24 protein-coding genes are annotated in these 26,750 nt (G+C 74.8%); 9 read left to right on the plus strand and 15 right to left on the minus strand.

What is annotated here, in order from left to right; translation table 11 throughout:
• Positions 1 to 29: 29 nt before the first annotated feature.
• Together JOF54_RS04590 and JOF54_RS04595 are read left to right on the plus strand one after the other, a co-directional pair.
• Positions 30 to 965: a carbohydrate ABC transporter permease gene (locus JOF54_RS04590; protein ID WP_245358968.1), complete on the plus strand. Its 936-nt coding sequence runs from the start codon at positions 30 to 32 to the stop codon at positions 963 to 965.
• Positions 962 to 1,789, plus strand: a complete 828-nt coding sequence (locus JOF54_RS04595) for a carbohydrate ABC transporter permease (RefSeq protein WP_210053416.1) — start codon at positions 962 to 964, stop codon at positions 1,787 to 1,789. Before JOF54_RS04590 ends, JOF54_RS04595 begins: the two co-directional genes overlap by 4 nt.
• A 164-nt stretch (positions 1,790 to 1,953) precedes the next feature.
• Here JOF54_RS04595 and lepA read toward each other — a convergent pair whose 3' ends face one another.
• Positions 1,954 to 3,765, minus strand: a complete 1,812-nt coding sequence (lepA, locus tag JOF54_RS04600) for a translation elongation factor 4 (RefSeq protein ID WP_210053418.1) — start codon at positions 3,763 to 3,765, stop codon at positions 1,954 to 1,956.
• Between the two features lie 221 nt (positions 3,766 to 3,986).
• On the opposite strand from lepA, the gene JOF54_RS04605 reads away from it, so the two are divergent.
• Both JOF54_RS04605 and rpsT read left to right on the plus strand, forming a co-directional pair.
• Complete coding sequence (locus tag JOF54_RS04605; RefSeq protein WP_210053420.1) at positions 3,987 to 5,024, plus strand: phosphotransferase; 1,038 nt, start codon at positions 3,987 to 3,989, stop codon at positions 5,022 to 5,024.
• 91 nt (positions 5,025 to 5,115) lie between these two features.
• Positions 5,116 to 5,376 carry a 30S ribosomal protein S20 gene (rpsT, locus tag JOF54_RS04610; protein WP_210053422.1) on the plus strand — a complete coding sequence of 87 codons (261 nt, stop codon included), beginning with the start codon at positions 5,116 to 5,118 and terminating at the stop codon, positions 5,374 to 5,376.
• A gap of 201 nt (positions 5,377 to 5,577) precedes the next feature.
• Here rpsT and holA read toward each other — a convergent pair whose 3' ends face one another.
• Entirely contained in the window at positions 5,578 to 6,549 is a 972-nt protein-coding gene (gene holA / locus JOF54_RS04615; protein ID WP_210053424.1) for a DNA polymerase III subunit delta, read from the minus strand.
• Positions 6,550 to 6,690: 141 nt separating this feature from the next.
• Here holA and JOF54_RS04620 point away from each other — a divergent pair, with 141 nt between their 5' ends.
• Both JOF54_RS04620 and JOF54_RS04625 read left to right on the plus strand, forming a co-directional pair.
• Positions 6,691 to 7,422, plus strand: coding sequence for a hypothetical protein (locus JOF54_RS04620; RefSeq protein WP_210053426.1), 732 nt, complete (start codon positions 6,691 to 6,693; stop codon positions 7,420 to 7,422).
• Positions 7,419 to 8,831, plus strand: a complete 1,413-nt coding sequence (locus tag JOF54_RS04625; RefSeq protein WP_210053429.1) for a hypothetical protein — start codon at positions 7,419 to 7,421, stop codon at positions 8,829 to 8,831. The genes JOF54_RS04620 and JOF54_RS04625 overlap by 4 nt, the downstream gene beginning before the upstream one ends.
• A 5-nt stretch (positions 8,832 to 8,836) precedes the next feature.
• Here JOF54_RS04625 and JOF54_RS04630 read toward each other — a convergent pair whose 3' ends face one another.
• The 3 genes from JOF54_RS04630 to JOF54_RS04640 form a co-directional block, all read right to left on the minus strand.
• Entirely contained in the window at positions 8,837 to 11,263 is a 2,427-nt protein-coding gene (locus tag JOF54_RS04630; RefSeq protein ID WP_210053431.1) for a ComEC/Rec2 family competence protein, read from the minus strand.
• Positions 11,256 to 12,137, minus strand: coding sequence for a ComEA family DNA-binding protein (locus JOF54_RS21755; RefSeq protein ID WP_210053434.1), 882 nt, complete (start codon positions 12,135 to 12,137; stop codon positions 11,256 to 11,258). The genes JOF54_RS04630 and JOF54_RS21755 overlap by 8 nt, the downstream gene beginning before the upstream one ends.
• 86 nt (positions 12,138 to 12,223) lie before the next feature.
• The gene (locus JOF54_RS04640) at positions 12,224 to 13,078 is read right to left on the minus strand and encodes a DegV family protein (RefSeq protein WP_210053436.1); all 855 of its coding nucleotides are present in this window, start codon (positions 13,076 to 13,078) and stop codon (positions 12,224 to 12,226) included.
• 93 nt (positions 13,079 to 13,171) lie between these two features.
• Between JOF54_RS04640 and JOF54_RS04645 the strand changes: the two genes are divergently transcribed.
• Genes JOF54_RS04645 through JOF54_RS21760 form a run of 3 tightly spaced genes read left to right on the plus strand, consistent with a single transcriptional unit; the run spans position 13,172 to position 16,145 of the window.
• A complete protein-coding gene (locus JOF54_RS04645; RefSeq protein WP_210053438.1) occupies positions 13,172 to 14,131 on the plus strand; it encodes a GNAT family N-acetyltransferase in 960 nt (319 codons plus the stop codon).
• A 2-nt stretch (positions 14,132 to 14,133) separates the two neighbouring features.
• Positions 14,134 to 15,159, plus strand: coding sequence for an endonuclease/exonuclease/phosphatase family protein (locus tag JOF54_RS04650; RefSeq protein WP_210053440.1), 1,026 nt, complete (start codon positions 14,134 to 14,136; stop codon positions 15,157 to 15,159).
• Positions 15,156 to 16,145, plus strand: a complete 990-nt coding sequence (locus JOF54_RS21760; RefSeq protein ID WP_210053441.1) for an endonuclease/exonuclease/phosphatase family protein — start codon at positions 15,156 to 15,158, stop codon at positions 16,143 to 16,145. Before JOF54_RS04650 ends, JOF54_RS21760 begins: the two co-directional genes overlap by 4 nt.
• A 73-nt stretch (positions 16,146 to 16,218) precedes the next feature.
• On the opposite strand, the gene leuS is transcribed toward JOF54_RS21760, so the two are convergent.
• From leuS to JOF54_RS04705, 10 genes are all read right to left on the minus strand, one after another.
• Positions 16,219 to 18,732 (minus strand): leucine--tRNA ligase, encoded by a 2,514-nt coding sequence (leuS, locus tag JOF54_RS04660; protein ID WP_210059351.1) that lies wholly within the window; start codon positions 18,730 to 18,732, stop codon positions 16,219 to 16,221.
• 353 nt (positions 18,733 to 19,085) lie between these two features.
• A complete protein-coding gene (locus JOF54_RS21765; RefSeq protein WP_210053443.1) occupies positions 19,086 to 19,982 on the minus strand; it encodes a type II secretion system F family protein in 897 nt (298 codons plus the stop codon).
• Between the two features lie 11 nt (positions 19,983 to 19,993).
• Positions 19,994 to 20,944, minus strand: coding sequence for a type II secretion system F family protein (locus JOF54_RS21770; RefSeq protein ID WP_210053444.1), 951 nt, complete (start codon positions 20,942 to 20,944; stop codon positions 19,994 to 19,996).
• Positions 20,941 to 22,236 carry a TadA family conjugal transfer-associated ATPase gene (locus JOF54_RS04675; protein WP_307803834.1) on the minus strand — a complete coding sequence of 432 codons (1,296 nt, stop codon included), beginning with the start codon at positions 22,234 to 22,236 and terminating at the stop codon, positions 20,941 to 20,943. Before JOF54_RS04675 ends, JOF54_RS21770 begins: the two co-directional genes overlap by 4 nt.
• A gap of 164 nt (positions 22,237 to 22,400) precedes the next feature.
• Entirely contained in the window at positions 22,401 to 23,681 is a 1,281-nt protein-coding gene (locus JOF54_RS04680; RefSeq protein ID WP_210053446.1) for a CpaE/TadZ family protein, read from the minus strand.
• Positions 23,678 to 24,409, minus strand: a complete 732-nt coding sequence (gene cpaB / locus JOF54_RS04685; protein WP_210053448.1) for a Flp pilus assembly protein CpaB — start codon at positions 24,407 to 24,409, stop codon at positions 23,678 to 23,680. Before cpaB ends, JOF54_RS04680 begins: the two co-directional genes overlap by 4 nt.
• Positions 24,410 to 24,527: 118 nt before the next feature.
• Positions 24,528 to 24,725, minus strand: a complete 198-nt coding sequence (locus JOF54_RS04690; protein ID WP_210053450.1) for a Flp family type IVb pilin — start codon at positions 24,723 to 24,725, stop codon at positions 24,528 to 24,530.
• Positions 24,726 to 24,921: 196 nt separating this feature from the next.
• Positions 24,922 to 25,842, minus strand: coding sequence for a pilus assembly protein TadG-related protein (locus JOF54_RS04695; RefSeq protein ID WP_210053452.1), 921 nt, complete (start codon positions 25,840 to 25,842; stop codon positions 24,922 to 24,924).
• Positions 25,839 to 26,225 carry a TadE/TadG family type IV pilus assembly protein gene (locus tag JOF54_RS21775; RefSeq protein ID WP_210053453.1) on the minus strand — a complete coding sequence of 129 codons (387 nt, stop codon included), beginning with the start codon at positions 26,223 to 26,225 and terminating at the stop codon, positions 25,839 to 25,841. Before JOF54_RS21775 ends, JOF54_RS04695 begins: the two co-directional genes overlap by 4 nt.
• Positions 26,226 to 26,299: 74 nt before the next feature.
• Positions 26,300 to 26,497, minus strand: coding sequence for a Flp family type IVb pilin (locus tag JOF54_RS04705; RefSeq protein ID WP_210053455.1), 198 nt, complete (start codon positions 26,495 to 26,497; stop codon positions 26,300 to 26,302).
• Positions 26,498 to 26,750: the final 253 nt, after the last annotated feature.

Below are 26,750 nucleotides of genomic sequence, written 5' to 3' on the forward strand. Positions count from 1 at the left end.
TGACCGCCGCCCCCGCACCCGTCCGCGCCCTGCGCGAGGGCCCTCGGGTCCGGAAGGCCCGCACCCTGCAGCAGAACCGCAACCGCTGGTTCTGGGTCTTCGTCGGGCCGTTCCTGCTGGGCCTGCTCGTCTTCGTCTACGTGCCGATCCTGTGGAGCGTCTACCTCTCGTTCTTCGACGCCCGCAACACCGTCACGCCGACGCGGTTCGTGGGGCTGGGCAACTACGTCTACCTGCTCCGGGACCCGGCTTTCGTCTCCAGCATGGGGACGTTCCTGGTCTTCGCGGCCTTCATCGTCCCGGTGACCTTCGCGTGCTCGCTGGGGCTGGCCCTGCTGGTCAACAAGGCCCGGGTGGCGCAGGCGTTCTTCCGCTCGGCGTTCTTCCTGCCCACCGCCTGCTCCTACGTCATCGCGGCGATGATCTGGCGGCTGTCGTTCTTCAACGGCGCACGGTTCGGGCTGGCCAACTCGCTGCTCCGCTCGCTGGGCTTCGAGAACGTCAACTGGCTGAGCGGCGGCAACTACGGCTACTGGGTGGTGCTGGTCAGCCTGCGGCTGTGGCTGCAGGTCGGCTTCTACATGATCTTGTTCCTCGCCGGCCTGCAGCGGATCCCGACCGACACCTACGAGGCGGCCGCCATCGACGGCGCCGTGGGCTGGAAGGTCTTCCGCTGGATCACCCTGCCGCAGCTGCGCGCGACCTCCGTGGCCGTCGTCCTGCTGCTGCTCATCGCCGCGTTCCAGGCCTTCGACGAGTTCTACAACACGCTGATCTCCGTCGGCGGCTACCCGCCGTTCGCGCGGCCGCCGCTGGTCTACCTCTACCTGATCTCCCTCGGCGGGGGCAGCCAGGACCTGGGCCTGGGCAGCGCGGGCACGATCATCCTCACCGCCGTGGTCGTCATCATCGGCGTGGTGCAGCTCAAGATCTTCTCCGTCGGCGGCAAGGAGGACCGGGCATGAGGTCGTCGCGCCGGGTGTCCGCACTGCGCTACGTCGTGCTGAGCGTGCTGGCGCTGCTGTTCCTGCTGCCCTTCTACGTGCTGCTGCGCAACGGGTTCTCCAGCGAGCGGCTGCTGGCCTCGGCGCAGTGGCGCTGGCTGCCCGACCAGGTGAACGCCGACAACCTGCGGGAGCTGTTCGGCAACGACAGCATCCGGATGGCCCGCAGCATGGCGAACTCCGCCGTCGTGGCCGTGGTGCAGACGCTCGCCACCGTGGTCATCTCGGCGCTGGCCGGCTACGGGCTGGCCCGGATCGACCACCGGCTCAGCCGGCTGGTGCTGGGGCTCACCGTGCTCACGCTCATGGTGCCGGCCGCCGTCACCTTCATCCCCAGCTTCGTGCTGGTGTCCTCGCTGGGCTGGATCTCCACGCTGCGCGGGCTGATCATCCCCGTGCTGTTCTCGGCGTTCGCGACGTTCCTGTTCCGGCAGTTCTTCCTCGGCTTCCCCCACGAGCTGGAGGAGGCGGCCTACATCGACGGCGCCGGCTACTGGCGGACCTTCTGGCGGGTGGTGATGCCGAACACCTACGGCATCTGCGCCGCCGTCGGGACGATCACGTTCATCGGCTCGTGGAACGCGTTCCTCTGGCCGCTGCTGATCGGCCAGGACCGCGACTTCCGCACCGTCCAGGTGGCCCTCAGCCAGTTCATGTCCAGCCAGCGGGTCGACGTCCCGCAGCTCTTCGTCGGCGCCGCCGTGGCGATCCTGCCGGTGCTGCTCGTCTTCCTCTTCCTGCAGCGCTACCTGGTGCAGGGCGTCGAGCGCTCGGGCATCGACTGAGGGTCCCCGCAGCGTTGAGCCGGCACCCCGCGCCCTGAGCCTGTACTCGGCTCCCCGAGCCTTTCGAAGGCCGCGGCGCGCTCCCGCTGGACCGCCGCGCCCTGAGCCCGTCGAAGGGCCTTCGACAAGCTCAGGCAGCGGTGGGGCTCAGGCAGCGGTGGGGCTCAGGACTTGGCGGGCTCGGTGGTGGAGAGCGCGGCGACGAAGGCCTCCTGGGGGACCTCGACGCGTCCGACCATCTTCATCCGCTTCTTGCCCTCCTTCTGCTTCTCCAGCAGCTTGCGCTTGCGGGTGATGTCACCGCCGTAGCACTTCGCGAGGACGTCCTTGCGGATGGCGCGGATGGTCTCGCGGGCGATCACCCGGGCGCCGATGGCGGCCTGGATGGGCACCTCGAACTGCTGGCGCGGGATGAGCTCGCGCAGCTTGCCGGCCATCATCACCCCGTAGGCGTAGGCCTTGTCCTTGTGCACGACGGCGGAGAACGCGTCGACGGGCTCGCCCTGCAGGAGGATGTCGACCTTGACGAGGTCGCTGCGCTCCTCCCCCGACGGCTCGTAGTCCAGGCTCGCGTAGCCCTTGGTGCGGGACTTGAGGGCGTCGAAGAAGTCGAAGACGATCTCGGCCAGCGGCAGGGTGTAGCGGATCTCGACCCGGTCGGCGGACAGGTACTCCATGCCGTGCTGCACGCCACGACGGGCCTGGCACAGCTCGAGGATCGTGCCGATGTAGTCGGTCGGGGTGAGGATCGTCGCCCGGACGACGGGCTCGTAGACCTCGGCGATCCGGCCGTCGGTCGGGTACTCCGAGGGGTTGGTGACCTGCACCTCGGTGCCGTTCTCCATCACCACCCGGTAGACCACGCTGGGGGCGGTGGAGATGAGGTCGAGGTCGAACTCGCGCTCCAGCCGCTCCCGGACGATCTCCATGTGCAGCAGGCCGAGGAAGCCGATCCGGAAGCCGAAGCCCAGCGCGCCCGAGGTCTCGGGCTCGTAGGCCAGGGCGGCGTCGTTGAGCTGCAGCTTGTCCAGGGCCTCGCGGAGCTCGGGGTAGTCGGCGCCGTCGATCGGGTAGAGACCGGCGAAGACCATGGGGTTCGGGTGCCGGTAGCCGCCGAGGTCCTGGGTGGCCGGGCGGGCGACCGAGGTGACGGTGTCGCCGACGCGGGACTGCCGCACGTCCTTGACCCCGGTGATCAGGTAGCCCACCTCGCCGACGCCCAGGGAGGGCGACTTCTCCGGCTCCGGGGAGATGACGCCCACCTCGATCGCCTCGTGGGCGGACTTCGTGGACATCATCAGCACCCGCTCGCGGTGGCTGAGCTCGCCGTCGACCACCCGGACGTAGGTGACGACGCCGCGGTAGGTGTCGTAGACCGAGTCGAAGATCAGCGCCCGGGCGGGGGCGTCCGGGTCGCCGACCGGGGCGGGGATCTGGCGGACGATCTCGTCCAGCAGCGCCTGCACGCCCTCGCCGGTCTTCGCCGACACCTTGAGCACGTCGGCCGGGTCGCAGCCGATGATGCCGGCCAGCTCGGCGGCGTACTTCTCGGGCTGGGCGCTCGGCAGGTCGATCTTGTTGAGCACCGGGATGATCGTCAGGTCGGCGTCCAGGGCCAGGTACAGGTTGGCCAGCGTCTGGGCCTCGATGCCCTGCGCGGCGTCGACCAGCAGCACGGCACCCTCGCAGGCGGCCAGCGAGCGGGACACCTCGTAGGTGAAGTCGACGTGGCCCGGGGTGTCGATCATGTTGAGGACGTGGATGCCGGCTTCGGCGCCGGCGGTCGAGACCGTCCAGGGCATCCGGACGGCCTGGGACTTGATGGTGATGCCGCGCTCGCGCTCGATGTCCATCCGGTCGAGGTACTGGGCCCGCATCGCGCGGGCGTCCACGACGCCGGTCAGCTGCAGCATCCGGTCGGCCAGGGTCGACTTGCCGTGGTCGATGTGGGCGATGATGCAGAAGTTGCGGATCATCGCGGGCTCGGTACGCCCGGGCTTGGGTGCTGGCGGAGTCAAGTCGTCTTCCCGGTCGGCGGCGCGGCGGTCGTGCTCCCGTGCGGCGGTCGGGCCTGCACGGCGGGCGGTGCGCCCGGCGGCCATCATCCCACGCCGGACCGCCGCACCCAATCGCGCGCGGGCGCCCCGACGTCGTCAACCCGGTGGCGACCAGGACCCGGCGCCGCGACGATGGCCCGGTGCCCGCCGACGTCCCCGTGACCAGCGCCCGCGGCGTCCGGCTGCCCTACCGGAGCCTGCCGGGCGCGGTGCAGGCGTGGGTCGAGGAGCAGCTCGGGGGTCCGGTCGTCCGGGTCGAGGACCGCGTCGGCGGCTTCTCCCCCGGCTGCGCCGCCGTCGTGGGCACGGCCGAGCGGTCCGTCTTCGTCAAGGCCGTCGGCTCGGTCCCCAACCCCACCTCGCTCGCGCTCTACCGGCAGGAGCGGTCCCGGCTCGCCGCCCTGCCCCTCCACCCGGCCCTGCCCCGGGCGCTCGCCGGGACCGACCTCGAGCTGCCCGACCAGGCGTGGGCCGTCCTGCTGCTGCCGGCGCTGCCCGGCGAGCCGCCGGCGCACCCGTGGACCGAGCCGGTGGCCCGGCTCGTCCTCGACCGGCTGGGCGCGCTGCAGGAGACGCTCGTCGCGGCCGCCGGCAGCCCGGCCTTGGCGGCCCTGCCCGGCAGCGACGAGCTGGTCCGCTTCTTCCGCCCCTGGTCGGAGGTGCTGGACGACCCCTCCGACGCCTGGCACGACGACCCGTGGGTCCGCTCCCGGGCCTCCGCGCTGGAAGAGGCGGGGGCGCAACTGGCGGGGGCGCTGGTCGGCGAGGTGCCCGTGCACGCCGACCTCCGGGCCGACAACGTGCTCGTCGGCCCGCCACGCGTGGCGGGCGGTGAGCCGTCGGTCTGGTTCGTCGACTGGGCGGCCGCTCTGCGGGCCGCGGCCTGGATCGACCCGGTGGTCCTCGCCTGCGACCTCGTGGTGTCCCGGGCCGACCACCGCCAAGGCGGGACGATGGACGTGGCCGGCTTCCTGGCGTCCCACCCGGTGACGGCAGCGGTGCCGGCGCCGCTGCGCTGGGCGATGATGTCGGGGCTCGCCGTCACGCTCCACCTCCTCGGGCGTTCACCCGACCCGCCGGGGCTCCCGACGATCCGGGCCTGGCAGCGCCGGTGCGCCGAGGACCTGCTGGGCTTCGTCCGCGCCACGGATTTGGGCTCGGGTCACCACGTTTGGTAGCGTGACTGGTCGCGCCCGAGGCAGTTCCTGCTCGTCAGGACCGCGGCGTGACCCCGAGACCGAACACCGACAGTTAACAGAGGCTTGCCCCGTGGCGAACATCAAGTCCCAGATCAAGCGGATCAAGACGAACGAGAAGGCGCGCCAGCGCAACAAGGCGACCAAGTCCGCCCTCAAGACGTCGATCCGCCGCTTCCGCGAGGCCGCGGCCGCCGGCGACACCAAGACCGCCGAGCTGGCCCGCGTGGCCACGCGGCAGCTCGACAAGGCCGCCTCCTCCGGCGTCATCCACAAGAACCAGGCGGCGAACCGCAAGTCGGCCATCGCCGCCCAGGCCGCGAAGCTGAGCTGAGCCCAGCGCCGCGCCCGGGGTGACCACCCCCGAGCCTCCGGTCCGGCACCCGCGGCCGTGACCACCGGGGGCCACCACCCTGTCCCCCAGGTCAGCTCGACGTCCCGATCACCTCGTGTGGTCGGGACGTCGTGCGTTCCGCTGACGTCGTGCCGGGGTCCCGGCGCGCGTCCATCCGCGCTCGGTGCGCCCCCGACCGGCTCAGCCGCGACGGGCGCGGGCGACCGTGAGCACCGCCCGCTCGAGGGCGAAGGCCGCGTCGTCCGCGGCCCCCTTCACCTCGGCGTCGGCCACCGCCACCGCCTGCAGCGCCGTCGCCAGACCGCCCTGGTCCCAGCCCCGCGCCTGGCTGCGCATCGTCTTGAGCTTCCACGGCGGGACGCCGACCTCGCGGGCCAGGTCGGGCTCCCGGAGCCCCGGCCCCGCCGTCACCAGCTTGCCGAGCCCGCGCAGCCCTGACGCCAGCGCGCTGGTCACCAGCACCGGCGCCACCCCGGTGGCCAGCGCCCAGCGCAGCTGCTCCATGGCGACCCCGGTGCGACCGGCCAGCGCGGCGTCGGCCACGGCGAAGCTCGTGACCTCCGAGCGGCCGCCGAAGTAGCGGCGGACCTGCACCTCCTCGATCGGCCCGCCCTCGCCGTCGGCCACCAGCTGGCTGACGGCCGCGGCCAGCGACCGCAGGTCGTGGCCGACGGCGTCGACGAGCGTCTGGGCGGCGCCCGGGTCGATCCCGGCCCCCACGCGGCGGGCCTCGGCGGCGACGAACTGGGGCAGCTCCCACGCCTTGACCGCGGGCGCGTCCACCACCTGCACCTTGGCCGCCTTGAGCTTGTCGAGCAGGCCCTTGCCCTTCTGCCCGCCGCCGTGCACCAGCACCAGGGCCAGGTCGTCCAGCGGGTGCCGGGCCAGCTCGAGCACAGCGTCGGCGAGCTCGGCCGGCAGGTTCGCCAGGTCCTCCAGGACGGCCGCCCGACGGGTGGCGAACAGCGAGGCGCTCGTCATCTCCGCGAAGCGGGACGGCTCGAGCCGCTCGGCCGAGGTCCGCTCGACCTCGGCCTCCGGGGACTCGGCGCGGATGTCGGCGAGCAGCGCGGCGACGGCCCGGTCGGCCAGCAGGCTCTCCGGTCCGCTGACCAGGGTCACCCGGCCGAAGGGAGAGGGACGCGAGGGCACGGCGACAGCATGCCAGCCGCCACCGACACCCCCGTCCGGACCAGCGCCGGGCGGGACGACCGGCGTTGCTCACGGCCGCGCTGCGCCCGCGGGCCAGAATGGGCGCACCGCCCCGGGGCGGGCCGAGACGGAGGGGGACGCGTGGACGACGACCGCGGCACCGCCCTGCTCCGGTGGTGGGCCCGCCGCGCCCAGGAGCGCGCCGCTCGCGAGCCGGCCCGCCCGGCCGGGACGCCGTCGTCGACCGGGGCCTCGCCCGCGCCGGCCCACGCGCTGGGCCAGCGCCTGGTCGGGGCCCTGGTCCCGCTGACCCGGCTGGCGACCGTGGCGCCGGGCACGGTCGCCGTCCTGCTCCAGCCCGACGGCACGGTGACGGTCCGGCGGCCCGGTGAGCTGCTGGTCCCCCGGCTGCTGGCCCTACCGGGCGCCCCGCTGGTCCGCGCGCTGCCCGTGAGCACCGCCCCGATCCACCTCGACGTGCCCCTGACCGGGCTGGTGAGCTTCGACGGCTACCCGGTGGACACCACGACCCTGCGGTTGGAGCTGCAGCTGGACCCGGCCGACGACTTCGCCGCGCTGGCCGCGCTGGTCGCCGAGCACGGCGCCGCCGTCGAGCAGGTGCTCCTCGACCCGGTCCCCCGGGCCTGCGCGACCGCCGCCCAGGGCGCGGTGGCGATGAACCGGATCGCGCCGCTCCAGCGGTTGGGGCTGCGCCAGGTGCTGGCCGACCGCTGGCTGCCGGCGACCTTCGGCGGGGGCCTGCTGCTGCGCCGCGGGTTCGACGTGCTGGAGGCCGACCGCACCGAGGAGGACGAGCCGACCGTCCCCGTGCTGGGTCGGCACCCCGTCGTCACCCCGGCCGGTGGGTCGTGACCACCGCCACCGCCCTCTACGCCGACCCGCACGCCCCGGCGCCGACGCTGTCCCCGGTCGGGGTGCCGGAGCGGCCGGACGACCGGGCCCGGTTCGTCACCCGGGTGCGGGTCGCCGCGACGGTGCCGCTGGTCATCGGCCTCGGCACGCACGTGCTGTTCCTGGTCGCCTACTGGATCCCCGAGACCAGCGCCTTCCCCGCGCACGACTGGTGGCTCGGCCAGCTGTCGCCCCTGGTCTCGGAAGCCCTGACCAGCGACGGCGAGGCGCAGGTCGAGGCGCAGTGGCGCCAGCCGGGCCTGGGCGGCCTGCTCCTGCTGCTCGCCGCCGTCGCCCTCTTCGTCCTCGACCGTCGGCCGCGGTTGCTCGGGCCCGGCGCGGCGGTGCTGCCCGCCGCCGTCGGGACGCTGGTCGCCCTGGTCACCGCGGTCGCCCTGGTCCTCGGCGGCCGGCCGTCGGCGTCCGGGCTCACCCTCGTGCTGCTCGCGCTCTGGGTGGGTACGGCCGGCTACGCCGCGCTGGCCGGGCTGCTGGTGGACACCGAGGCCTACCGCGAGCGCCGGTGGCGGCACGGCGTCGTCCTGCTGGCCGCCTACGCCGTCGTCGGGCCGGTGCCCACCGCCGTCGGCCGGGCGCTGTTCGGGCCGCAGCTGCGCGACGCCGCGGCCGCCCTGCAGGGCAACACCGTCGCCCTCCGGCTGGCGGCGCTGACCAACGGCACGACGCTGCTGCTCTACCTCAGCGGTCTGCTGGTCGGCGTCGCGGTGTGGGGCGCCTACCAGTGCTGGCCGCCCCGCCGCGACCTGCGGACCGGCCTGCGGGTGCTGGTCCTCGTCGGCGCGCTGGTGCTGACCGCCCTGGTCGGCAGCGCGGCCGCCGGCCCGGCCGAGCGGCGCGCGGAGCAGCTGCGCCAGGACAGCCCGGCCGACGCGATCCGCTTCAGCTGCGGCGCCGCCTCGCTGGACGGGAGCGGGCCGGGTGCACCGGCGCGGACACTGGTCATCACCGGCTTCACCTGCACCACGCTGACGACCTACGAGGGCTACCGGCAGCAGGTCACCCGCGAGCTGCCGTTCTCCCTCGCCCCCGTCACCGTCCGCGACCCCGACGGCCGTCGGCTGCCCGGGCGGGTGGTGAGCGCGCAGTACGGCCCGACCCTGGTGCTCGTCGGCTCCAGCCGCGTCGACACCGGCGCCGACGAGCTGCTGGCCGTCGCCGTCGACGACGGCCGCGAGCTGTGGCGCTCCAGCTGCCCCGACCGCCGTCCGCTGCGGCTCCGGTTCACCGGGGTCCCGGGCGGCGACGACCCGCAGCACGGCCGGCTCGCCGCCGGTCCCGCGGCCGTCGTCGTGACCTGCGCGGGCCGCACCACACGGCTGGACCCGGACACCGGTGCGCCGCGGCGCTGAGCCGGTCACGGCGGCCGCTGGGTGACCACCCGCGGGTCGGCGTCGGTCCCGGTGACCGCCACGGAGCCGACCCGGTCGGTGGACAGCACCGTCATCCCCAGCGAGCGCGCGAGCTCGACGGTGCGCGCCGCCGGGTGCCCGTAGTCGTTGTCCTGCCCGGCGCTGGCCACCGCCAGCCGGGCCCCGGTGGCGGCGAAGAAGGCGGGCTCCTGCCGCGACGAGCCGTGGTGCGGGACCTTGAGCACGGTCGCCCGGAGGTCGACGCCCGCGGTCAGCAGAGCCCGCTGACCCGGCGGCTCGACGTCCCCGGGCAGCAGGACGCCCAGCCCGCCGACGTCGGCGACGAGCACGACGCTGGCGTCGTTCTGCACGCCGGAGGGGTCGCCGTCCCCGCCCCGGGGCGGCAGCGGCCCGACCACCCGGAGGGCGACCTCCCCCACCCGCACCCGGGCGCCGGGCACGGGCACCACCACCGCGGCCCCCTCCGCCGCCGCGGCCGCCCGCACCGACGCCACCTCCGCCGCCGGCTCGGCCAGCGGGCTGACCCAGACCTGGCGCACGGCGCGGCCCGCCAGCACCCCGGGCAGCCCGTCGGCGTGGTCGGCGTGGAAGTGGGTGAGGACCAGCAGCGGGACCTCCCGGACCCCGAGCGCGTCGAGGCAACGCCGCATCCGGTCCGGCTCGGGACCGGCGTCGACGACGACGGCGCTTCCCGGACCCGCCCGCAGCACCAGCCCGTCCCCCTGCCCGACGTCGCACACCACCAGCCGCCAGCCGGGCGGCGGCCACCCGGGCACCGACGGGACCCGGACCAGCGCGACGACGAGGGCCAGGGCGAGCAGCACCGTCGGCAGCCGCCGGGCCAGCACCCAGGGCACGAGCAGCGCCGCGAGCAGGCAGCCGGCGGCGAGGACCAGCACCGCGGCGGGTCCGGCCGGCCAGCCGACGTCGGCCCCGGGCAGCCGGGCGCCCACGCGGGCCACCGTCACGATGGCCTGCGCCGACCAGGCGGCGCCCCGGCCGAGCAGGGCGGCCGCCGGTGCGCTGACCAGCGAGGCCCCCGCCGCGGCGAAGCCGAGCACGGTGGCCGGCCCGACGAACGGCCCGGCGAGGGCGTTGGCCAGCAGGCCGACGACGCTCACCCGACCCGACAGCAGGACGACGACGGGCAGCGTCGTCAGGTGGGCCGCCAGGGGCAGGGTCACCGACTCCGCCAGCAGCCGGGGCAGCCAACGGGCGAGCACGTCGGCCCAGGGGCGCGCCCACCAGATGATGCCGCCGCTGGCCAGCACCGACAGCGCGAAGCCCCACGACCGGGCGAGGAAGGGCTCGACGAGCAGCAGCCCGAGCATGGCGACGCCGAGGTTGCGCAGCCCCGCCCGTCGCCCGCCGGCGCCGAGCGCGGCGAGCGCGACCAGGCCCATGGCGGCCGCCCGGAGCACGCTGGGCTCGGTCCGGCACAGCGCGACGAAGACGGCGACGCCGAGCAGCCCGACCCCGCGCAGCCACCAGCCGCGCACCCCGGACCAGCGGGCGCCCAGCAGCAGGAAGGCCAGCAGCAGCGTGAGGTTCGCGCCGGAGACGGCCGTCAGGTGCGTGAGCCCCGTCGTCTGGAACACGCCCCGGAGCTCGGCGGTGATCCCGGACGTGTCGCCGAGGACCAGGGCCGGCACCAGGGCGCGCGGTTCGGCGGGCCGGTCGGCCACCGCCGCCCGCAGGCCCGCCCGGACCCGTTCGACCAGCCGGCCGCCGGCTCCCGGCGGGAACACCGCCGTCGGCGGCGCGCGCACCCGCAGCACGGCGGCGACGTCGTCCCCGGGATCCGGGCTCTGCAGCCGCCCCGGGACGACCACGCTGGTACCCACCGGCTGCGCGGCCCACCACCCGACCTCCTCCCCGCTGACCAGCACGGTGACCGGCACCCGGACCCGCCAGCGACCGCCGCGGCCGGTCAGCTCCAGCAGCCGGCCGTCAGCCACCAGGACGGGTGGCCGACCGGGTGCGCCGTCGACCCGCCGGGCGTCGCCGACCAGCTCCAGGCGGGCGTCCACGACGGCCCCGGCGGCGGCCAGCCGGGCCGGCGGCCCGGACCGCAGGCGGTGGGCCTGCACCGCGCCCAGCCCGCCGACGACGAGCGCGACCAGCACCGTCGCCACCAGCCAGGCGCCGCCGCGGGGACGACCGGGACGGGGACGGACCCGACGACGCCGCAGGACCGCGGCGGCGGCCGCGAGGCCGACGCCGGCCAGTCCCAGCAGCGCCAGCCGCGGCGAGCCCCCGGTGCCGGCCCACGCCGCCGCCCACGCGGCCAGGGCCAGGGGGACCACCCGCAGGTCCCGGACGACGTCGGTCTCCGGCTCACGCTGGGAACGGCGGGGCCGGAGCCGGGCGGCGAGCGCCGCCCCGGCGCGGCGGACCAGCGGCTCAGACACGGACGTGCGGGGCGATCTCGGCGTAGATCTTCGGCCCGATCCCGTCCACCTCCTGCAGCTCCTCGACCCGGCTGAACCGGCCGTGCTCGTCGCGCCAGGCCACGATCTTCGTGGCGGTGACCGGGCCGACCCCGGGCAGCTCCTCGAGCTGGGTGGCGTCGGCGCGGTTGAGGTCGAGGACCGCACCCCCGTCGTCGCTGCCGCTCGGCCCGCCGGCACCGCCCGTCCCGGAGGTCCCGCCGGTGCTGCCCCGCACCTCCCCGTCCGGGTCGTCGCGGGTGCCGATCACCACCTGCTGGCCGTCGGTGAGCAGCTGGGCGAGGTTGAGGTCGCCCGGGTCGGCCGTGCGGGTGAAGCCGCCCGCCGCGTCGACGGCGTCCTGCACCCGGGCCGGCGCCAGCAGCCGCACCAGCCCGGGACGGCGGACCGCCCCCAGCACGTGCACCACGAGCTCCGCGGCTGGGGTGACCGCGCCGCTCGCGCCTCCCGACGTCGGCGCGGCGGTCGGCACGGGGGTGGACGGTCCTGTCCCGGAGGGGGCCGGACCCTCGGTGACGACCACCGGCGGGGTCCCGGGCGCCGCCAGCGCGACCGGCCGGGCCCGGACGAGCGTCCAGCCCGCGACCAGCACCCCGAGCAGGAGGACGACGACCACCACCCCGAGGTGCGCGCGGCCGAAGCGCCGCGGCTCGGGCAGCTCGTCGGGCACCGGCTCCGGCCGGGGGTCCGGCGGCACCGCCGGGCTCTCCGCACCCGCCGTCCCGGCTTCTGGATCCTCCGCCGCCCGCCGCGGGGCGTCCTCGGCCAGCAGCCGCGCCAGCCGTTCGCTGACGGCCTGCAGCAGGAGCGGGTCGGGGTCTCCTCGTCTGGCCACGCCGTGATCCTCGGCACGGGCGCGGCGGACGGCTCACCGGGCCGGGCGGCTGTGGACGGGGCCGCCGGCCGCCCTGGGGACAGCGCTCAGACGGCCGGGGAGACCACGACGCCGACGGTGCCCGGCCCGACGTGCACGGCCAGCACGGCGCTCAGCTCGCTGACCAGCACCGAACCGCCCGGGCGCTGCTCCCGGAGGGCGTCGGCCAGCCGCTCGGCGGCGGCGGCGTTGTCGAGGTGGTGGACGGCGACGTCGACGACGTGCCCGGCGTCGACGCCGGCCCGCACCGCGCCGGCGGCCAGCTGCTCGAGCCGGCTGAGCGCGCGGGCGCTGGTCCGCACCCGCTCGAAGGGCCGGATGGCGCCGTCGGCGACCGTCAGCAGCGGCTTGACCGCCAGGGCGGTGCCGAGCACCGCGGTCGCCGCGCTGACCCGGCCGCCGCGCCGCAGGTGGACGAGGTCGTCGACGCAGAACCACGTGCTGGTGGCGGCCGCCCGCCGGCTCGCCGCCGCGGCCACGGCGTCGAGGTCACCGCCGTCGCGGGCGGACCCGGCCGCCGCGAGCGCCGCGAACCCGGTCGCCATCGCCGCGCCCCGGCTGTCGACGACGCGGACCGGCACCGAGGCCCCGCGCGCGGCCACCTCGGCGGCCTGGGCCGTCCCGGAGATCCCGCCGCTGAGGTGCACGGAGACGACGCCGGTGCAGCCGCCCGCCGCCAGCTCGGCGTAGGCGGCGGCCACCACCTCGGGCGTCGGGCGGGAGGTGCTGACGCGGCGCCCGGCCCGCAGGGCGGCGGCCACCTCGGCGGCGTCGACCTCCCCCTCGGGGCGGCTGCGGCCGTCGATGACGACCTGCAGCGGGATCACGCGGACGTCGGCGCGCTCGGCCTGCCGCGGGGCGAACGACGACGTAGAGTCGGTCACCACCGCGACGCCAGGCATCTGCACAGCCTAGGGCCGCGGTCGGAGGCAGGCCGCGCGGCGGGGCGCGGCGGCAGGGTGACCGCGGGGCCGGTCGGCGAGGGAAGCAGGTACGTGGACGGACGGGACCGGCGGGTGTGGCGGGCGGCGCCCGGGACGCTCGCGGTGGTCGTCGTCTTCATGGTCGTCGCGGCCGTGCCCGTGCCCCTGCTGGCCTACCTGATCTGGGCCGACGACCGCGGCTGGGTGACCCCGGCGCTGCTCGCGGCCCTCAGCGTCGTCGCCCTGGCCTACGCCTGGCGCTTCGGGCTGCACCCCCGGCTGCGGGCCGAGCCCGACGGCGTCACCGTGGTCAACCCGTTCTCGGTGCACCGGTTCGCCTGGGACGACCTCCGGGTGATCGCCCCCGGCGAGAACGGGCTGGTGCTAGCCACCGTCGAGCACCGCGCGGAGGCGTGGTGCGTGCAGAAGTCCAACCGCTCCGCGCGGAAGGGGCGCCTCACCCGCGCCGACCGGGTCACCGCCGAGCTGTTCACGCTGCTGGAGGAGCACGACCCGCCGCTGGAGGACGAGGAGACCGGGCTGCGGATCCGGCGCGCCCGTCCCGACGAGAGCCGGGTGCTGACCCGGCTGGAGCGGGCCGCGAGCGAGGAGGCGCTCCGCCACGTCTTCCCGCCCGACCGCTACCCCTACCCCGTCGCCGAGGTGACCCGGCGCTGGCGCCGGCTGCTGCGCGACCCGCAGCTCCGCGTCGTCCTGCTGGAGAAGGAGGGCGAGCCCGTCGGCTTCGTCGCCTTCGACGAGACGACGGTGCGCCACCTGGGCGTCGTGCCCGACCACACCCGGCGCGGCTACGGAACGGCGCTGCTGGAGTTCGCCACCACCGAGGTCTTCGACGGCGGCGCCGTCCGCGCCGGGCTCTGGGTGCTCGAGGGCAACGAGGCAGCCCGGGCCTTCTACCGGGCGGAGGGCTGGACCGAGACCAGCGACCGCCGCCCGTGCGAGTTCCCGCCCGCTCCCGTCGAGCTGCGGATGGAGCGGCGCAACCCTGCCGCCCCCCGCCGGGGCCGCTGAGCGTGCCCGGTCGCACGGCGACCCGCCCCGCCGCCGGTCCCGCCTGGGACACCGTCGAGCCCGGCCGGCGCGGCCAGTCGGCGCTGGTGACCGCCGCCGTGCTGCTCGGCGTGCCCGGCCTGGTCCTCACCGGGATGCGGGTGCTGCCGCCGGCCGACGACGCCGCGGCCCTGGTCGCCTCCTTCGTCCCCTACGCCATCCCGCTGCTGGGCCTCGCGCTCGGCTGCCTGCTGGTCGCCCTGGTGCGTGCCCGCCGCCGGGCGCGGATGGCCGTCCCGCTCGCCGTCGTCGCCGTGCTGCTGGCGGCGCAGCTGAGCTGGCAGCTCCCCTACCTCGTGCCCGACGACCGCCCGGTGGTGGGGCCGGCCTTCGGCCTGCTGAGCCTCAACACCTACAAGGGCGAGGCCGACCCCGACCAGGTGCTGGCCGCCACCTCGCGGGCCGATGTCGTCGTCCTGGTCGAGGTGACCCCGGCCCTGGTCAGCGCGCTCGACGCCCGGGGCTGGCGCGACCGCTTCCCCTTCGACGCCGGCGCCTCGGGCGGCGCGGTCGCCAACACGGTCGTCTTCTCCCGCTACCCGCTGAGCGGCAGCCGCCAGTTCGGGTCCGGCTCCTTCGACCAGTGGGCCACCACCGTCGACGTCCCCGGCACCGGTCCCGTCGCCCTCGTCGCCGTGCACCCCTGCAACCCCTACTGCGGCGAGGGCCGCTGGGCCCGCGAGCACGAGGACCTCCGGCGCGTGGTGGCCGCCGAGCTGGACCGCCCGCTGGTCGTCGCCGGGGACTTCAACGCCGTCGTCGACCACGGCCCGATGCAGCAGCTGCACCGGCTGGGCCTGCGCAGCGCGGCCGACCTGCTGGGCACCGGATGGGCGCCCACCTACCCGGCCGGCCGGGCGCTGCCGCCGCTGCTGGCCATCGACCACGTCCTCGTCGACCCCGCGCTGGCCGTCGCCGACCTCGAGCGCGTCCCCGTCGACGGCACCGACCACCTGGGCCTGCTCGCCCACGTCGGGCGGTCCTCGTGAGCGCCCGGGGCGTGGCCGCCAGCCTGAGCACCGCCGTCGGGGGGCTCGCCCTCGCCGTCGGGGCCGGCACCACGCTGGCCCGGCTGCTGCCCGGCGTGCCCGGCGTCGCGCCCGACACCTGGGCGATGGTCACCTCGTTCACCGACGCCGGCGCGCTGGCCTACCTGGTCGCGCTGCTGGGGCTGGGCGGCGCCGTGCTGCTGCGGCACCACCGCGCCCGGCTGGCGGCCGGGGTGCTCGCGCTGGTCCTTGCCACCGTCCACCTGACCTGGCTGGTGCCCGGCTGGGTCGCCGACGACCGCCCGGCGGCCGGGACGGGCCGGCTGACGGTGCTGGCGCAGAACATGCTCTTCGGCGGCGCCGACCCCGGCGCCCTGGTTGCGGCCGCCGCCGACGCCGACGTGCTGGTGCTGACCGAGGTCACCGAGCCGGCCCGGCTGGCCCTGGAGGCGGCCGGCATCGGCGAGCGGTTCCCCCACGAGGCCGGCGACGGCTCGCTGCCGCGGTCCGGACCCTCGGGCACCCACGTCTACAGCCGGTTCCCGCTGAGCGCCGAGGGACCGCTGGACGCGCGGATCGGCGACCACCACTGGCGGGCCGACGTCGCCGTGCCCGGGCTGGGCGCGGTCACGGTCGTGGCCGTCCACCCCCAGCGCCCCGTGCGCGGGGGCGACGACTGGGCCGGTGAGCAGGAGCAGGTGCGGCGGGCGCTGCCGCGCACCCGGGCCGTCATCGCCGGCGACTTCAACGCCGTCGACGCCCACCCGACGATGCGCCGCCTGCGGGCGGACGGCTTCCGCGACAGCGACGACCTGGTCGGCGCCGGCTGGAACCCCACCTACCCGGCGCAGGGCCTGGTGCCGCCGCTGATCGCCATCGACCACGTGCTGGTCACCGACGACCTGACGGCGACCGACTTCGGCACCGTCGACCTGCCGGGCACCGACCACCGCGGCGTGCTCGCGACCGTCGCCCTGCGCGGCTGAGCCGCCCCGCGGCGAAGAGCGTGTGACCTCACGAGGTGATGTCACCTCACGAGGTCACACGGTCCTGCCGCGATCAGGCGGGGACGATGCTGACCAGCTTCGGCGCCCGCACGATGACCTTGGCCACCGCGCGGCCGGCCAGCGCCCGGACGACGCCCTCCTCGGCCAGAGCCCGCTCCCGCAGCTCGTCCTCGCTGACGTCGGGCGCCACCTCCAGCCGGGCGCGGACCTTGCCCTGCACCTGCACGACGCAGGTCACCGACTCGGTGACCAGCAGCGAGCGGTCGACGACCGGCCAGGACGCGTTCGCGACCGAGGGCTGGTGCCCCAGCCGCTCCCACATCTCCTCGGCGACGTAGGGGGCGACCAGGCTCAGCACCACGGTGACGGCCTCGACGGCCTCCCGGACGGCCGGGTCGGCAGCGCCGGGGCCGGAGTCCACGGCCTTGCGCGTCGCGTTCACCAGCTCCATCACCCGGGCGACGGCCACGTTGAAGCGCTGGCTCTCGACCAGCTGCTCGATCTCGGCCAGCAGCCGGTGGGTCTCCCGGCGCAACGCCCGGTCCCCCGTCGTCGGGTCGGCGCCCGGCGCGCTGGTGACGTCGACGGCCAGCCGGTGGGCGCGCTGCAGGAACTTCAGCGAGCCGCCGGGCGAGACGTCGGCCCAGTCGATGTCGTCCTCGGGCGGCCCGGCGAACACCACGGTCAGCCGGATCGCGTCGACGCCGAACTCGTCGATCTGCTTGCCCAGGTCGACGCCGTTGCCCAGCGACTTGCTCATCGCCTTGCCGGCGTTGATGACCTGGCCCTGGTTCAGCAGCCGCTCCATGGGCTCGACGAAGTCGACCAGGCCCATGTCGAACAGCACCTTGGTGAAGAAGCGCATGTACAGCAGGTGCAGGATCGCGTGCTCGACGCCGCCGACGTACTGCGCGACCGGCATCCAGCGGCGGACGTCGTCGGGGTCGAACGGGCCGTCGGTGAAGCCCGGGGAGCAGTAGCGGAAGAAGTACCAGGACGAGTCGACGAAGGTGTCCATCGTGTCGGTGTCGCGCTTCGCGGGGCCGCCGCACTGCGGGCAGTCGACCTCCACCCAGTCCGTCGCCCCGGCCAGCGGGGAGGTGCCCTTCGGCGCCAGCGCTGCGCCGGTCAGGTACGGCAGCTCGACGGGCAGCTGGTCGTCCGGCACCGCGACCTCGCCGCAGTCGGGGCAGTGGATGATCGGGATCGGGCAGCCCCAGTAGCGCTGCCGGCTCAGCAGCCAGTCGCGCAGCCGGTAGGTGATCGCGCCCGCGCCGACGCCGTCGGCCTCCAGCCGCTCGACCATCCGCCGGACGCCGGCCTCCTTGCCCACCAGGCCGTCCAGCTCGCCGGAGCTGACGTAGGTGCCGTCGCCGGTGGTGGCCACGCCGGTCTCGGCGGGGTCGGGCTCGCCGGTGTCGATGACGCGGCGGACGGGCAGGTCGTGGGCCCGGGCGAACTCCAGGTCGCGGCCGTCGTGGGCGGGCACGGCCATCACCGCGCCGGTGCCGTAGTCGGCCAGCACGTAGTCGGCCGCCCAGACCGGCAGCCGCTCCCCGTTGGCCGGGTTGACCGCGTGCACGCCCAGAGGCACGCCGCTCTTGGGCCGGTCGGTGGCCTGCCGCTCGATCTCGGTGGCCTGCTGGGTGGCGGCCAGGTAGGCCTCGAACGCCGGCCGGTGCTCGTCGGTGACGACCTCGGCGGCCAGCGCGGCGTCGGGCGCGACGACGAAGAAGGTCGCGCCGTACAGCGTGTCGGGCCGGGTCGTGAACACCGTCACGACGCGGCCGTCGTCGGGTCCGCCCTCGATCGTGAAGTCGACGTGGGCGCCCTCGGAGCGGCCGACCCAGTTGCGCTGCATCGTCAGCACCCGGTCGGGCCACTTCCCCTGCAGCTGGTCCATGTCGTCCAGCAGCCGCTGGGCGTAGTCGGTGGTCTTGAAGTTCCACTGCGTCAGCTGGCGCTTGACGACGACCGAGCCGCACCGCTCGCACGCACCCTGCACGACCTGCTCGTTGGCCAGCACCGTCTGGTCCTTGGGGCACCAGTTGACGTAGCTGGCCTTGCGGTAGGCCAGGCCCCGTTCGCGGAAGCGCAGGAACAGCCACTGCGTCCAGCGGTAGTACTCCGGGTCGGACGTGTGCAGCCGGCGCGACCAGTCCAGGCTCAGGCCGTAGCGCTTGAACGAGTTCGCCTGCGTCTCGATGTTGGCGTAGGTCCACTCCGCCGGGTGCGCGTCGCGCTGGATGGCGGCGTTCTCGGCGGGCAGGCCGAAGGAGTCCCAGCCGATCGGGTGCATGACGTCGTAGCCGCGCAGCCGCCAGAAGCGGGAGACGACGTCACCCATGACGAAGGCCTCGGCGTGACCCATGTGCAGGTCACCCGAGGGGTAGGGGAACATGTCGAGGACGTAGCGGCGCTCGGCCGAGCCGTCGTCCTTGGGCACGAAGGTGCCGTCGGCCTCCCAGAACGCCTGCCAGCGCGTCTGCGCGGCCGCGGCGTCGTAGCCGGTGCGGGTCTCCCCCGTCCCGTCGTCGTCGCGTCCGGGGGTCCCGGTCTGCTCCAGCTGGTCGGTCACTGCTGCTCACTCCTCGGTCGCTCTCCGCGCCCGTTCCCGGGCAGAAAAAAACCCCCCGCCGGGTCGGCGCGAGGGGTGGCCGCGTAGGGATCGCCTACGCGGCTAGGCAAGGAGAGCGCGGTTCATGTCTCCCATGCTAGACCAACGGCCCCGAGCGCTCGACCCCGTGGACGCCGCCCCGGGAGGGGCCCCGGAAAAAGTTCGGCGGAGCCTGTAACGAACCGCGGGCGCGTGGCGATGTGGGGGTTGGAAGTCGCGACCTACCTGAACCCCCGAGCAGGCAGGTCGCGACTTCTCCTGCGTCCGGGGCCCTGCGAGGTCGTGGGCCTGAGCCCGGCGCCTCAGCTGAAGGCGGCCACGATGTCCATCACGGCCGGGCCCAGCAGCACGATGAACAGCACCGGCAGGATGCAGAGCATCAGCGGGAAGATCACCTTGACGGGGATCTGCATCGCCTTCTCCTCCGCGCGCTGGCGGCGCTTCATCCGCATCTCGGCCGCCTGCGTGCGCAGGACCTCGCCCACCGCGACGCCGTAGCGGTCGGCCTGGACCACGGCCCGGACGAAGCGTCGGAGGTCCACCACGTCCGTCCGTCCGGCCAGGCCCTCGTAGGCCTGCCGCCGCGACTGGCCGACCTGGATGTCCTGGAGGGTGCGCACCAGCTCCTCGGCCAAGGGGCCCTTCCCGTTCTGGCCAGCCTTGGCCATGGCGGCGTCGAACCCGAGGCCCGCCTCCACCGCGATGGTCATCTGGTCCAGGGTGTCGGCCAGCTCGAGCGCGATCTGCTGGCTGCGCTCCTGGGCGCGGCTGTGCAGCAGCAGCTCGGGGAGGAAGTAGCCGACGACGGTCAGCACGAGCGCGATCAGCACCGCCGTCGCGCCCGGCCGTGCGCTGAGGTAGAGAAGGCCGAGGCCGCCGAGGACCACGGGGGCCACGAGCTTGGCCACCAGCAGGCGCTCCAGCGGCCAGCCGGCGGGTCGCCCGGCGCGGCTGACCAGCCGCTCCAGCGTCCGCACCCGGCCGGCCGGGGTGAGCCTCCGCGCCAGCCCCAGCAGGGCACCGGGCCTGCCGTCGGCAGGAGCCGCGGCCGGGTCGTCGAGGCCCAGTCCCCGCTGGAGGTTGGCGAGGAGGGGTCGGTTCACCCGAGGTCGGGTCAGGAGCAGGAACGTGAGGGCGGCGACGCCGAGCGCGACCAGGACGACCGCGACGAGGGCGGCGGGCGGGAGGGAGGAGGGCACGGTGCTCCTGCTCAGAACTTGACCTGGACGGTCTTGCGGAGCCAGAGACCGCCGACGACGAGCAGCACCGCGGCGACCACCAGCAGCGCGTAGCCGATCAGGTTCGACGTGAACCGGGCCAGGTAGGCGGGGTTGCTGAAGGCCAGGAAGCCGGCGACGCCGAAGGGCAGCGCCATCAGCACGAGGGCCGACAGCTTGCCCTCGGCGGCCAGCGCCTTGACCTGGCGACGGATGGCGTTGCGCTCGCGGATCGTGTGGCTCACCCCGTCGAGCACCTCGGCGAGGTTGCCCCCCACCTCCCGGTTGATGGCGACGGCCTGGGTGACCCACGAGAAGTCCTCGCAGCTCATCCTCTCCGCCGCGTCGGCGAGCGCGGCGCCGAGCGGGCGGCCCACCCGGGTCTCGTTGATGATCCGGGCGAACTCCTCCGAGGACGGCTCCTCGGCCTCGGACGCGACGGCGGCCAGCGCCTGCAGGAGGCTGTGGCCGGCCCGCAGGCTGCTGGACATCAGCTGGAGGCAGTCGTCCAGCTGGTCCGCGAACGCCCGTTCCCGCTTCGTCGTGAGGTTGGCCAGCACGACCCTCGCCACCACGGGCACGACCGCGGCCAGGAGGAGCCCCATGAGCGGCCCGGCGAGCACCTCCCCGAGGACAGCGGCGACCGCCATGCCGACGAGGACCAGCAGCACCAGGTCGGCGAGCCGCATCCGGACGCCGGCCCGCTCCAGGGCGACGACCAGGCGCTGGCGCCACCCGCCCCGGTGCAGGACGCCGTCGATGAGCGTGGTGGCCGCAGCCGTGGCCCCGGTCAGGGCGCCACCCGGCGCGGCGAGGTCCGGCCGGCGCCGGCCCAGCGGCAGCCGGACCGGGCGCGGGGCCACCAGGGTGACCACGGCGAGGAAGACCGCGGCCGCACAGGTGGCAAGCCCGAACCAGGCCGGCCAGGGCAGGGCGGGGATCACCGTCCTGCCCTGGCCGGGGGCAGGGCGAAGACCCGCGGCGAGAGCGTGATCCCGTGGTCGGCGAACTTGTCGGTGAACTTCGGGCGGATGCCGGTGGGCTGCGGCTTCCCGAGGAACCGGCCGTTCGCGTCCACACCGGCGGAGTAGTCGAAGAGAAAGGCGTCCTGCATGGTCACCGTCTGGCCCTCCATGCCCTGCAGCTCGGTGACCGCGGTGACCCGTCGGCTGCCGTCCCGCAGCCGGCTGAGCTGGATCACGACGTCCACCGCCGACGCGATCTGCTCCCGGATGGCTCGCAGCGGCAGGTCCATGCCGGCCATCAGCACCAAGGTCTCGAGCCGGGCGACGGCGTCACGGGGGGTGTTGGCGTGCACGGTGGACAGGGAGCCGTCGTGCCCGGTGTTCATCGCCTGCAGCATGTCGAGGCACTCGCCCCCGCGGACCTCCCCCACGACGATCCGGTCCGGCCGCATGCGCAGCGAGTTCTTCACCAGCTCCCGGATGCCGATCTCCCCGCGCCCCTCGACGTTCGCCGGGCGGCTCTCGAGCCGGACGATGTGTTCCTGCTGGAGCTGGAGCTCGGCGGCGTCCTCGATGGTGACGATGCGCTCGCCCTCGGGGATGAAGGAGGAGAGGACGTTCAGCAGGGTCGTCTTCCCGGTGCCGGTCCCGCCCGAGACGATGATGTTGAGGCGGGCCTCGACGCACGCCTGCAGCAGCTCGGCCATCTCCGGGGTGAGCGTGCCGAAGCCGATGAGGTCGCCGACCTTGAACGGGTCCTTGGCGAACTTCCTGATCGTCAGCGACGAGCCGTTGAAGGCGATCGGCGCGATCACGGCGTTCACGCGGCTGCCGTCCAGCAGCCGGGCGTCCACCAGGGGTGACGACTCGTCGATGCGGCGGCCGACCCGGGAGACGATCCGCTCGATCACCCGCCGCAGCTGCTCCTCGGAGGTGAAGCGGACGTCGCTGCGCGTGAGCTTGCCCCGCTGCTCGATGAAGACCCATTCGGGGCCGTTGACCATGATCTCGGTGATCGTGGGGTCGTCGAGGAGCCGCTGGAGGGGGCCGTGGCCGAGGACGTCGTCCTGCACGTCGCTGATCAGGCGCTGGCGCTGCTCTCCGGTGAGGGGGACCTTCTCCTCCTCGACCACGTGGTTCAGCTCGCTCCGGACCAGCGCGTGCAGCTGGTCCTCGCTCATCGTCGGGTCGTTGAGCCGGGCCCCCATGCGCTCGAACAGGGCCGCCGCCGCCCGGTCCTTGAGCTTGACGAGCGCGTCCGAGGGTCCCACCGGCGGAGCGGGCCGGACCGGGGGTGCGGCCGGGGCGGCGGGCGCGGGAGCGGTGGTCGCCGCAGCTGCAGCCGGGCGGGAGTCGGTGGTCGGACGGGTGGCCACGGCACCGGCAGCAGCGGGCGCCCCGCCCTGCCGGACCATCTGGAGGCGGTCGGCGAGGCTCACGACGCCACCGCGCGCGGGCGACGGAACCAGCCGGAGGCCGCTCGCCGGGGCACGGGGGCGCCCTTGCCGGCGCGGCGGCCGAGCTGCGGCGCGGCCGTCACCTTCTTCTGACCCGGTCCGGGGGCGAAGCCCTGCACCAGGGCGAGGAGCTGCCGGGTCATCGGGTCGCGCACCCCGCTCTGCAGCAGCGGGACGCCCAGGTTGACCGACGCGGGAGCGGCCTTGGAGCGGGGCAGCACCAGGTCCACGGGCGCGCCGATCGTGGCCTCGACGTCGGCCACGGTGAGTCCCGTCGAGGGATCGGCGAAGTTGATGACGACCTGGTGCCGGCGCTGCAGCAGCGTCAGCTCCCGCAGCGTGTCGATCTCCTTGCGGAGGCCGCGCAGACCGGGGACGTCCATGCTGCTCAGCAGGACGAGGTCGGTGGTCTCGTCCATGGCCGCGAGCGTGTGCTCGGAGAGGCCCGGCGCGGTGTCGACGACGACGTAGCGGAACTCGCTCGCCAGGGTCCGCAGCAGCTGCCGGACGGCGTCCGCCGAGACGTTCTCGGCCTCCACCGGGGAGTCCGGTGCGCAGATCACGTAGAGACCGGTCTCGTGCAGGGTGAGGAAGGTCTTCAGCACCATCGTGTCCCGGCTGGCCTGGCCGGTCACCGCGGCCGTGAGGTCGTGCTCGGGGTCGAGGTTGAGACCGCTGGCCACGTCGCCGAACTGGATGTCGAGGTCGACCAGCACGGTGGCCTGCGGGGCCGAGCGCGCCAGGCCGACAGCGAGGTTCGTCGCCACGGTCGTCTTGCCCACCCCGCCCTTCGGCGAAACGACGGAGATCACCTGCCCGGCCGCCGAGCGGTCCTCGACGACGACGGGCGGCCCGGCCTGCTGGGCCGAGCGCACCTCGGCGAGCTCCACGGCCCGCTGGACCGTGCGCAGGACCTCCTCCGCGGTAGCGCCGGGGGCCAGGATGTCCGTGGCACCCGCGCGCATCGCGGGGAGGGCCAGGTCGGGTCCCCCGTCGGTGACGAGGACGACGCTGATCGCGGGGCACTCGGCGTCGAGGCGAGCCGTCAGGTCGAGCGCCTCCGGCACCCCCAGGGCGCAGTCGAGCACCAGCACCCGCGGAGGTCCGTCGGGGTCTCCCCGCCAGAGCAGGGCCGGGTCGCCCGGGTGGGGCGGGAGCGCCACCGTCTCGACCTGGTAGGAGATCGGCGTGGCCAGGAGGGCGGCGGTGAGCCACCCCGCGAGGTCGTCGGAGCCCGAGCGGACGAGGATGCGGCTCATCGGTAGAGGTTTCCCTTGGTGAGGACGGGCAGCGGGGCGTCGGAGGCGTCGTCGGGCTCGGCCGAGAGCCAGATGGAGCCGTGCTCGGCGGCGAAGACGAGCTTCTGGGCACCGGCAGGCGGGAGGGCGAGGGTCACGGTCAGGGTCTCGGCGCCCGCCGCCGCCGGTCGGGCCGCTGACCCGTCGTCGTCGGCGGCTGCGGTGCCCGCCCCGCCCTGCACCGCCGTCACGAGCACCTTGTGGAGCCCGAGCGCGGTCTTCGACACCTTCTCGTCCTGCACCGAGAGGAAGACCCCGACGGTCGCGCCGGGAACCAGCGTGCCCGCCACCACCCGCTGCGGCTCGAGCTGGACCGCCACCTGGTGGTAGCCCTCCGGCACCTCCACACCCCGCGCCGCCTCGAGCACGGCCGGGTCGGCCAGACGGCTGCGGAGCAGCTGCTCGCCGGGCTGCAGCGCCGTGGTCGTGACCAGCCCGGACAGCTCTGCGACGCTGCTGACCACCCCGGGAGCCACCGCGACCCCGGGCAGCTCGCGCACCTCCACCGCCTTCTGGAGCTCCGCGGCCGTGGCTCCCTCGGGCACCGCCTCGGTGACGACCAGCACGCGAGCGGGGGCGAGAGCGGCTACGGCGCGCTGGTCCGCCGCCCCGACGTAGGCCAGCAGGACCACGCCGCCGACGACGGCGAGCAGCAGAGCAGCGGCCGCGGCCAGGAGGCGACGCTTCATCCGGTTCTCCTCGGGAGGGGCGGGCACGCTCCCGGGCGGGAGCGCAGGGGTGCTCGGGCGGTGGAGCCGGGGACGGCCGGGGTGCGACGGCCGGCGGGGCCGCCTCAGCGGCAGAGGCTCAGAGCTTGCCCGAGACGGTGGTGAACAGCGTCTCGAGCTTCGGCCCGACGAGCGCGACGCCGGTGATCATCACGATGGCGATGAGACCCACGAGGAGGCCGTACTCGACGGCGGTCGCCCCGCGCTCCTCCCGGTCCTCGAAACGGTTCGAGATGACGGTCAGAAAGGCGATCAGGTGTGCGTAGGCACCGGTCATGGAGAGCTCCTCGGGGGATGGCCACCGCTGGTCGGCAGTGGGAGGGTGCGGGATTTCCTCCCGCAGGAGAAGTGAACAGGTCCGACGCGGCGGGGCGCAATCGCGGGAAGGCCGAAAAGCGGTATTCGGGACTATTCGGGGTCGAAAGTCCCGGCCTGGCCGGGCACGGCCGCCCGGGTCGGGCGGGGCCCGTGGATCAGGCCGTGAGCTCGACGACGACGGCCCCCAGGGCCGGCGCGCCCGAGGAGTAGGTGAACGCCTCGGTGAGGTCCACGAACCTGGTGAAGTAGCCCCGGACGCAGTGGTCGTTGCCCTTGCAGGACTTGGCGTTGTAGGAGTACCTGCCGACGAAGTCGTAGCCGGTGATGGTGAAGGCGGCGTAGCCGTACACGTGGTAGAAGGCGTTGGAGCCCGTGTCGCCCGCCTGGTCGAAGACGGGCAGCAGGACGGTCTTGCCCTGGAGCGAGCTGAAGCTGCTCGGCGAGCAGCCGCTCGGGACCGCGTTCCCGGGGTCGCTGTAGAGCAGGCCGACGCGCGAGCTGGAGCTCTGGCAGGTCCCGCCGTCGGTGGTCAGCCAGCCGAAGCCGCCGGGGACCACGTTGTTGGAGGGACCGGTGCACGTGGTGCCCGAGGACTTCGTGAAGTAGATGGTGCGCTCGACGGTGCTGCTCGGCTGGCCGCCGCCGGTCTGCTGCAGCCACTCGCACCAGGAGAAGGTGAGGGGGAGGACGGCCGTGCCGCCGTCGGGGGAACCCCAGCTCGCCGTCGCCCGGGCGCTCAGCTCGGAGGAGTCCACGCCGATCACCGGGGCGAAGAGGTGGCGACGCGTGGCTGCGGCCTGGACCGTGACCTGGCCCGCGGACGTCGCCGCGGACGCCGTGGCGCCCGGTCCGACGTGGTTCGCCGTCACCAGCCGCTGGGCCGTGCTGCCGGGGGTGCCGCAGGCGCCCGCACCGCAGTTCTGGGCGATGGCCAGCGCTGCGGCGTCGGCGCCGTTCTGCAGCTGCTGGTGCTCGGACCACATGCCGGCGACGTCGACACCGAAGGCGGCCAGGCCCATCAGCGGGACGAGGACGAGCGCGACGACGACCGCCACCGCTCCCCGCTCGTCCTTCACCCTCCGCACTGCATGGCTCCGACGCCGCGCACCGTGACCGAGGCGCCGAACAAGCTGCTGACCAGCGGGGTCGGGAAGGTGATCGTGACCGTGGCCTGGACGGGCGCGGCCGCGGTGGACCGGCAGCCGCCGGTGCCCGGCGACACCGCGATCTGGGCGTCGCCGACCGCGACCGATCCGGCGGCCGACCGCACCGCCGCCCGGCTGGCTCCGGCGTCGTTGCGCAGGGCCATCACCCGTGCGCCCTCGCGGGCGGCGCCGGAGAGCGTGGCCTGGAGGTAGTAGATCCGGCCCATCTCGGCGACGCCGGCGAACAGCAGGACCAGCAGCGGCAGGACGAGCGCGAACTCGACGGCCGCCGCCCCACGCTCACTTCTGGTCACGGCGCCTCCGGGAAAGGGGCCAGCGTGGTCCGCCGGGGGAACGGACCACGCTGGACGAGCTGGCTGGACGGGGGTCAGAGCTTGCCGGCGACCGTGGTGAACATGGTGGACAGCTTGGGCCCGACGAGCGCCACGCCGGTGATCATGACGATGGCGATCAGACCGACGAGGAGGCCGTACTCCACGGCGGTCGCGCCGCGCTCCTTGCGACCCTCGAAACGGTTCGAGACGACGGTGAGGAGGGCGATCAGGTGTGCGTAGGCACCGGTCATGGGAAAGCTCCTTGGGGGGACGGGACCCAGCAGAGCAGGTCCTTTTTCGACAGCCTTTGTGGCCGCACCCGAATTAGAGCAAGCGTGATCTTCCGGCGCAATGCGCAGAAGGGCCGCGGGACGTTCTCGGGACATTGTCGAGCCATTGGTCCCGGGAAGCCGCGGGCCCTTGTACCCGAGCGCCGACGCGCGACCGAGCGCGACCACGGGTGCACGGCTGACCCGGGCCGTCCGCCGCCGGCAGACCGGCCGG

Origin of the sequence: Microlunatus capsulatus, from assembly GCF_017876495.1 — a bacterium.
Classification (GTDB): domain Bacteria; phylum Actinomycetota; class Actinomycetes; order Propionibacteriales; family Propionibacteriaceae; genus Microlunatus; species Microlunatus capsulatus.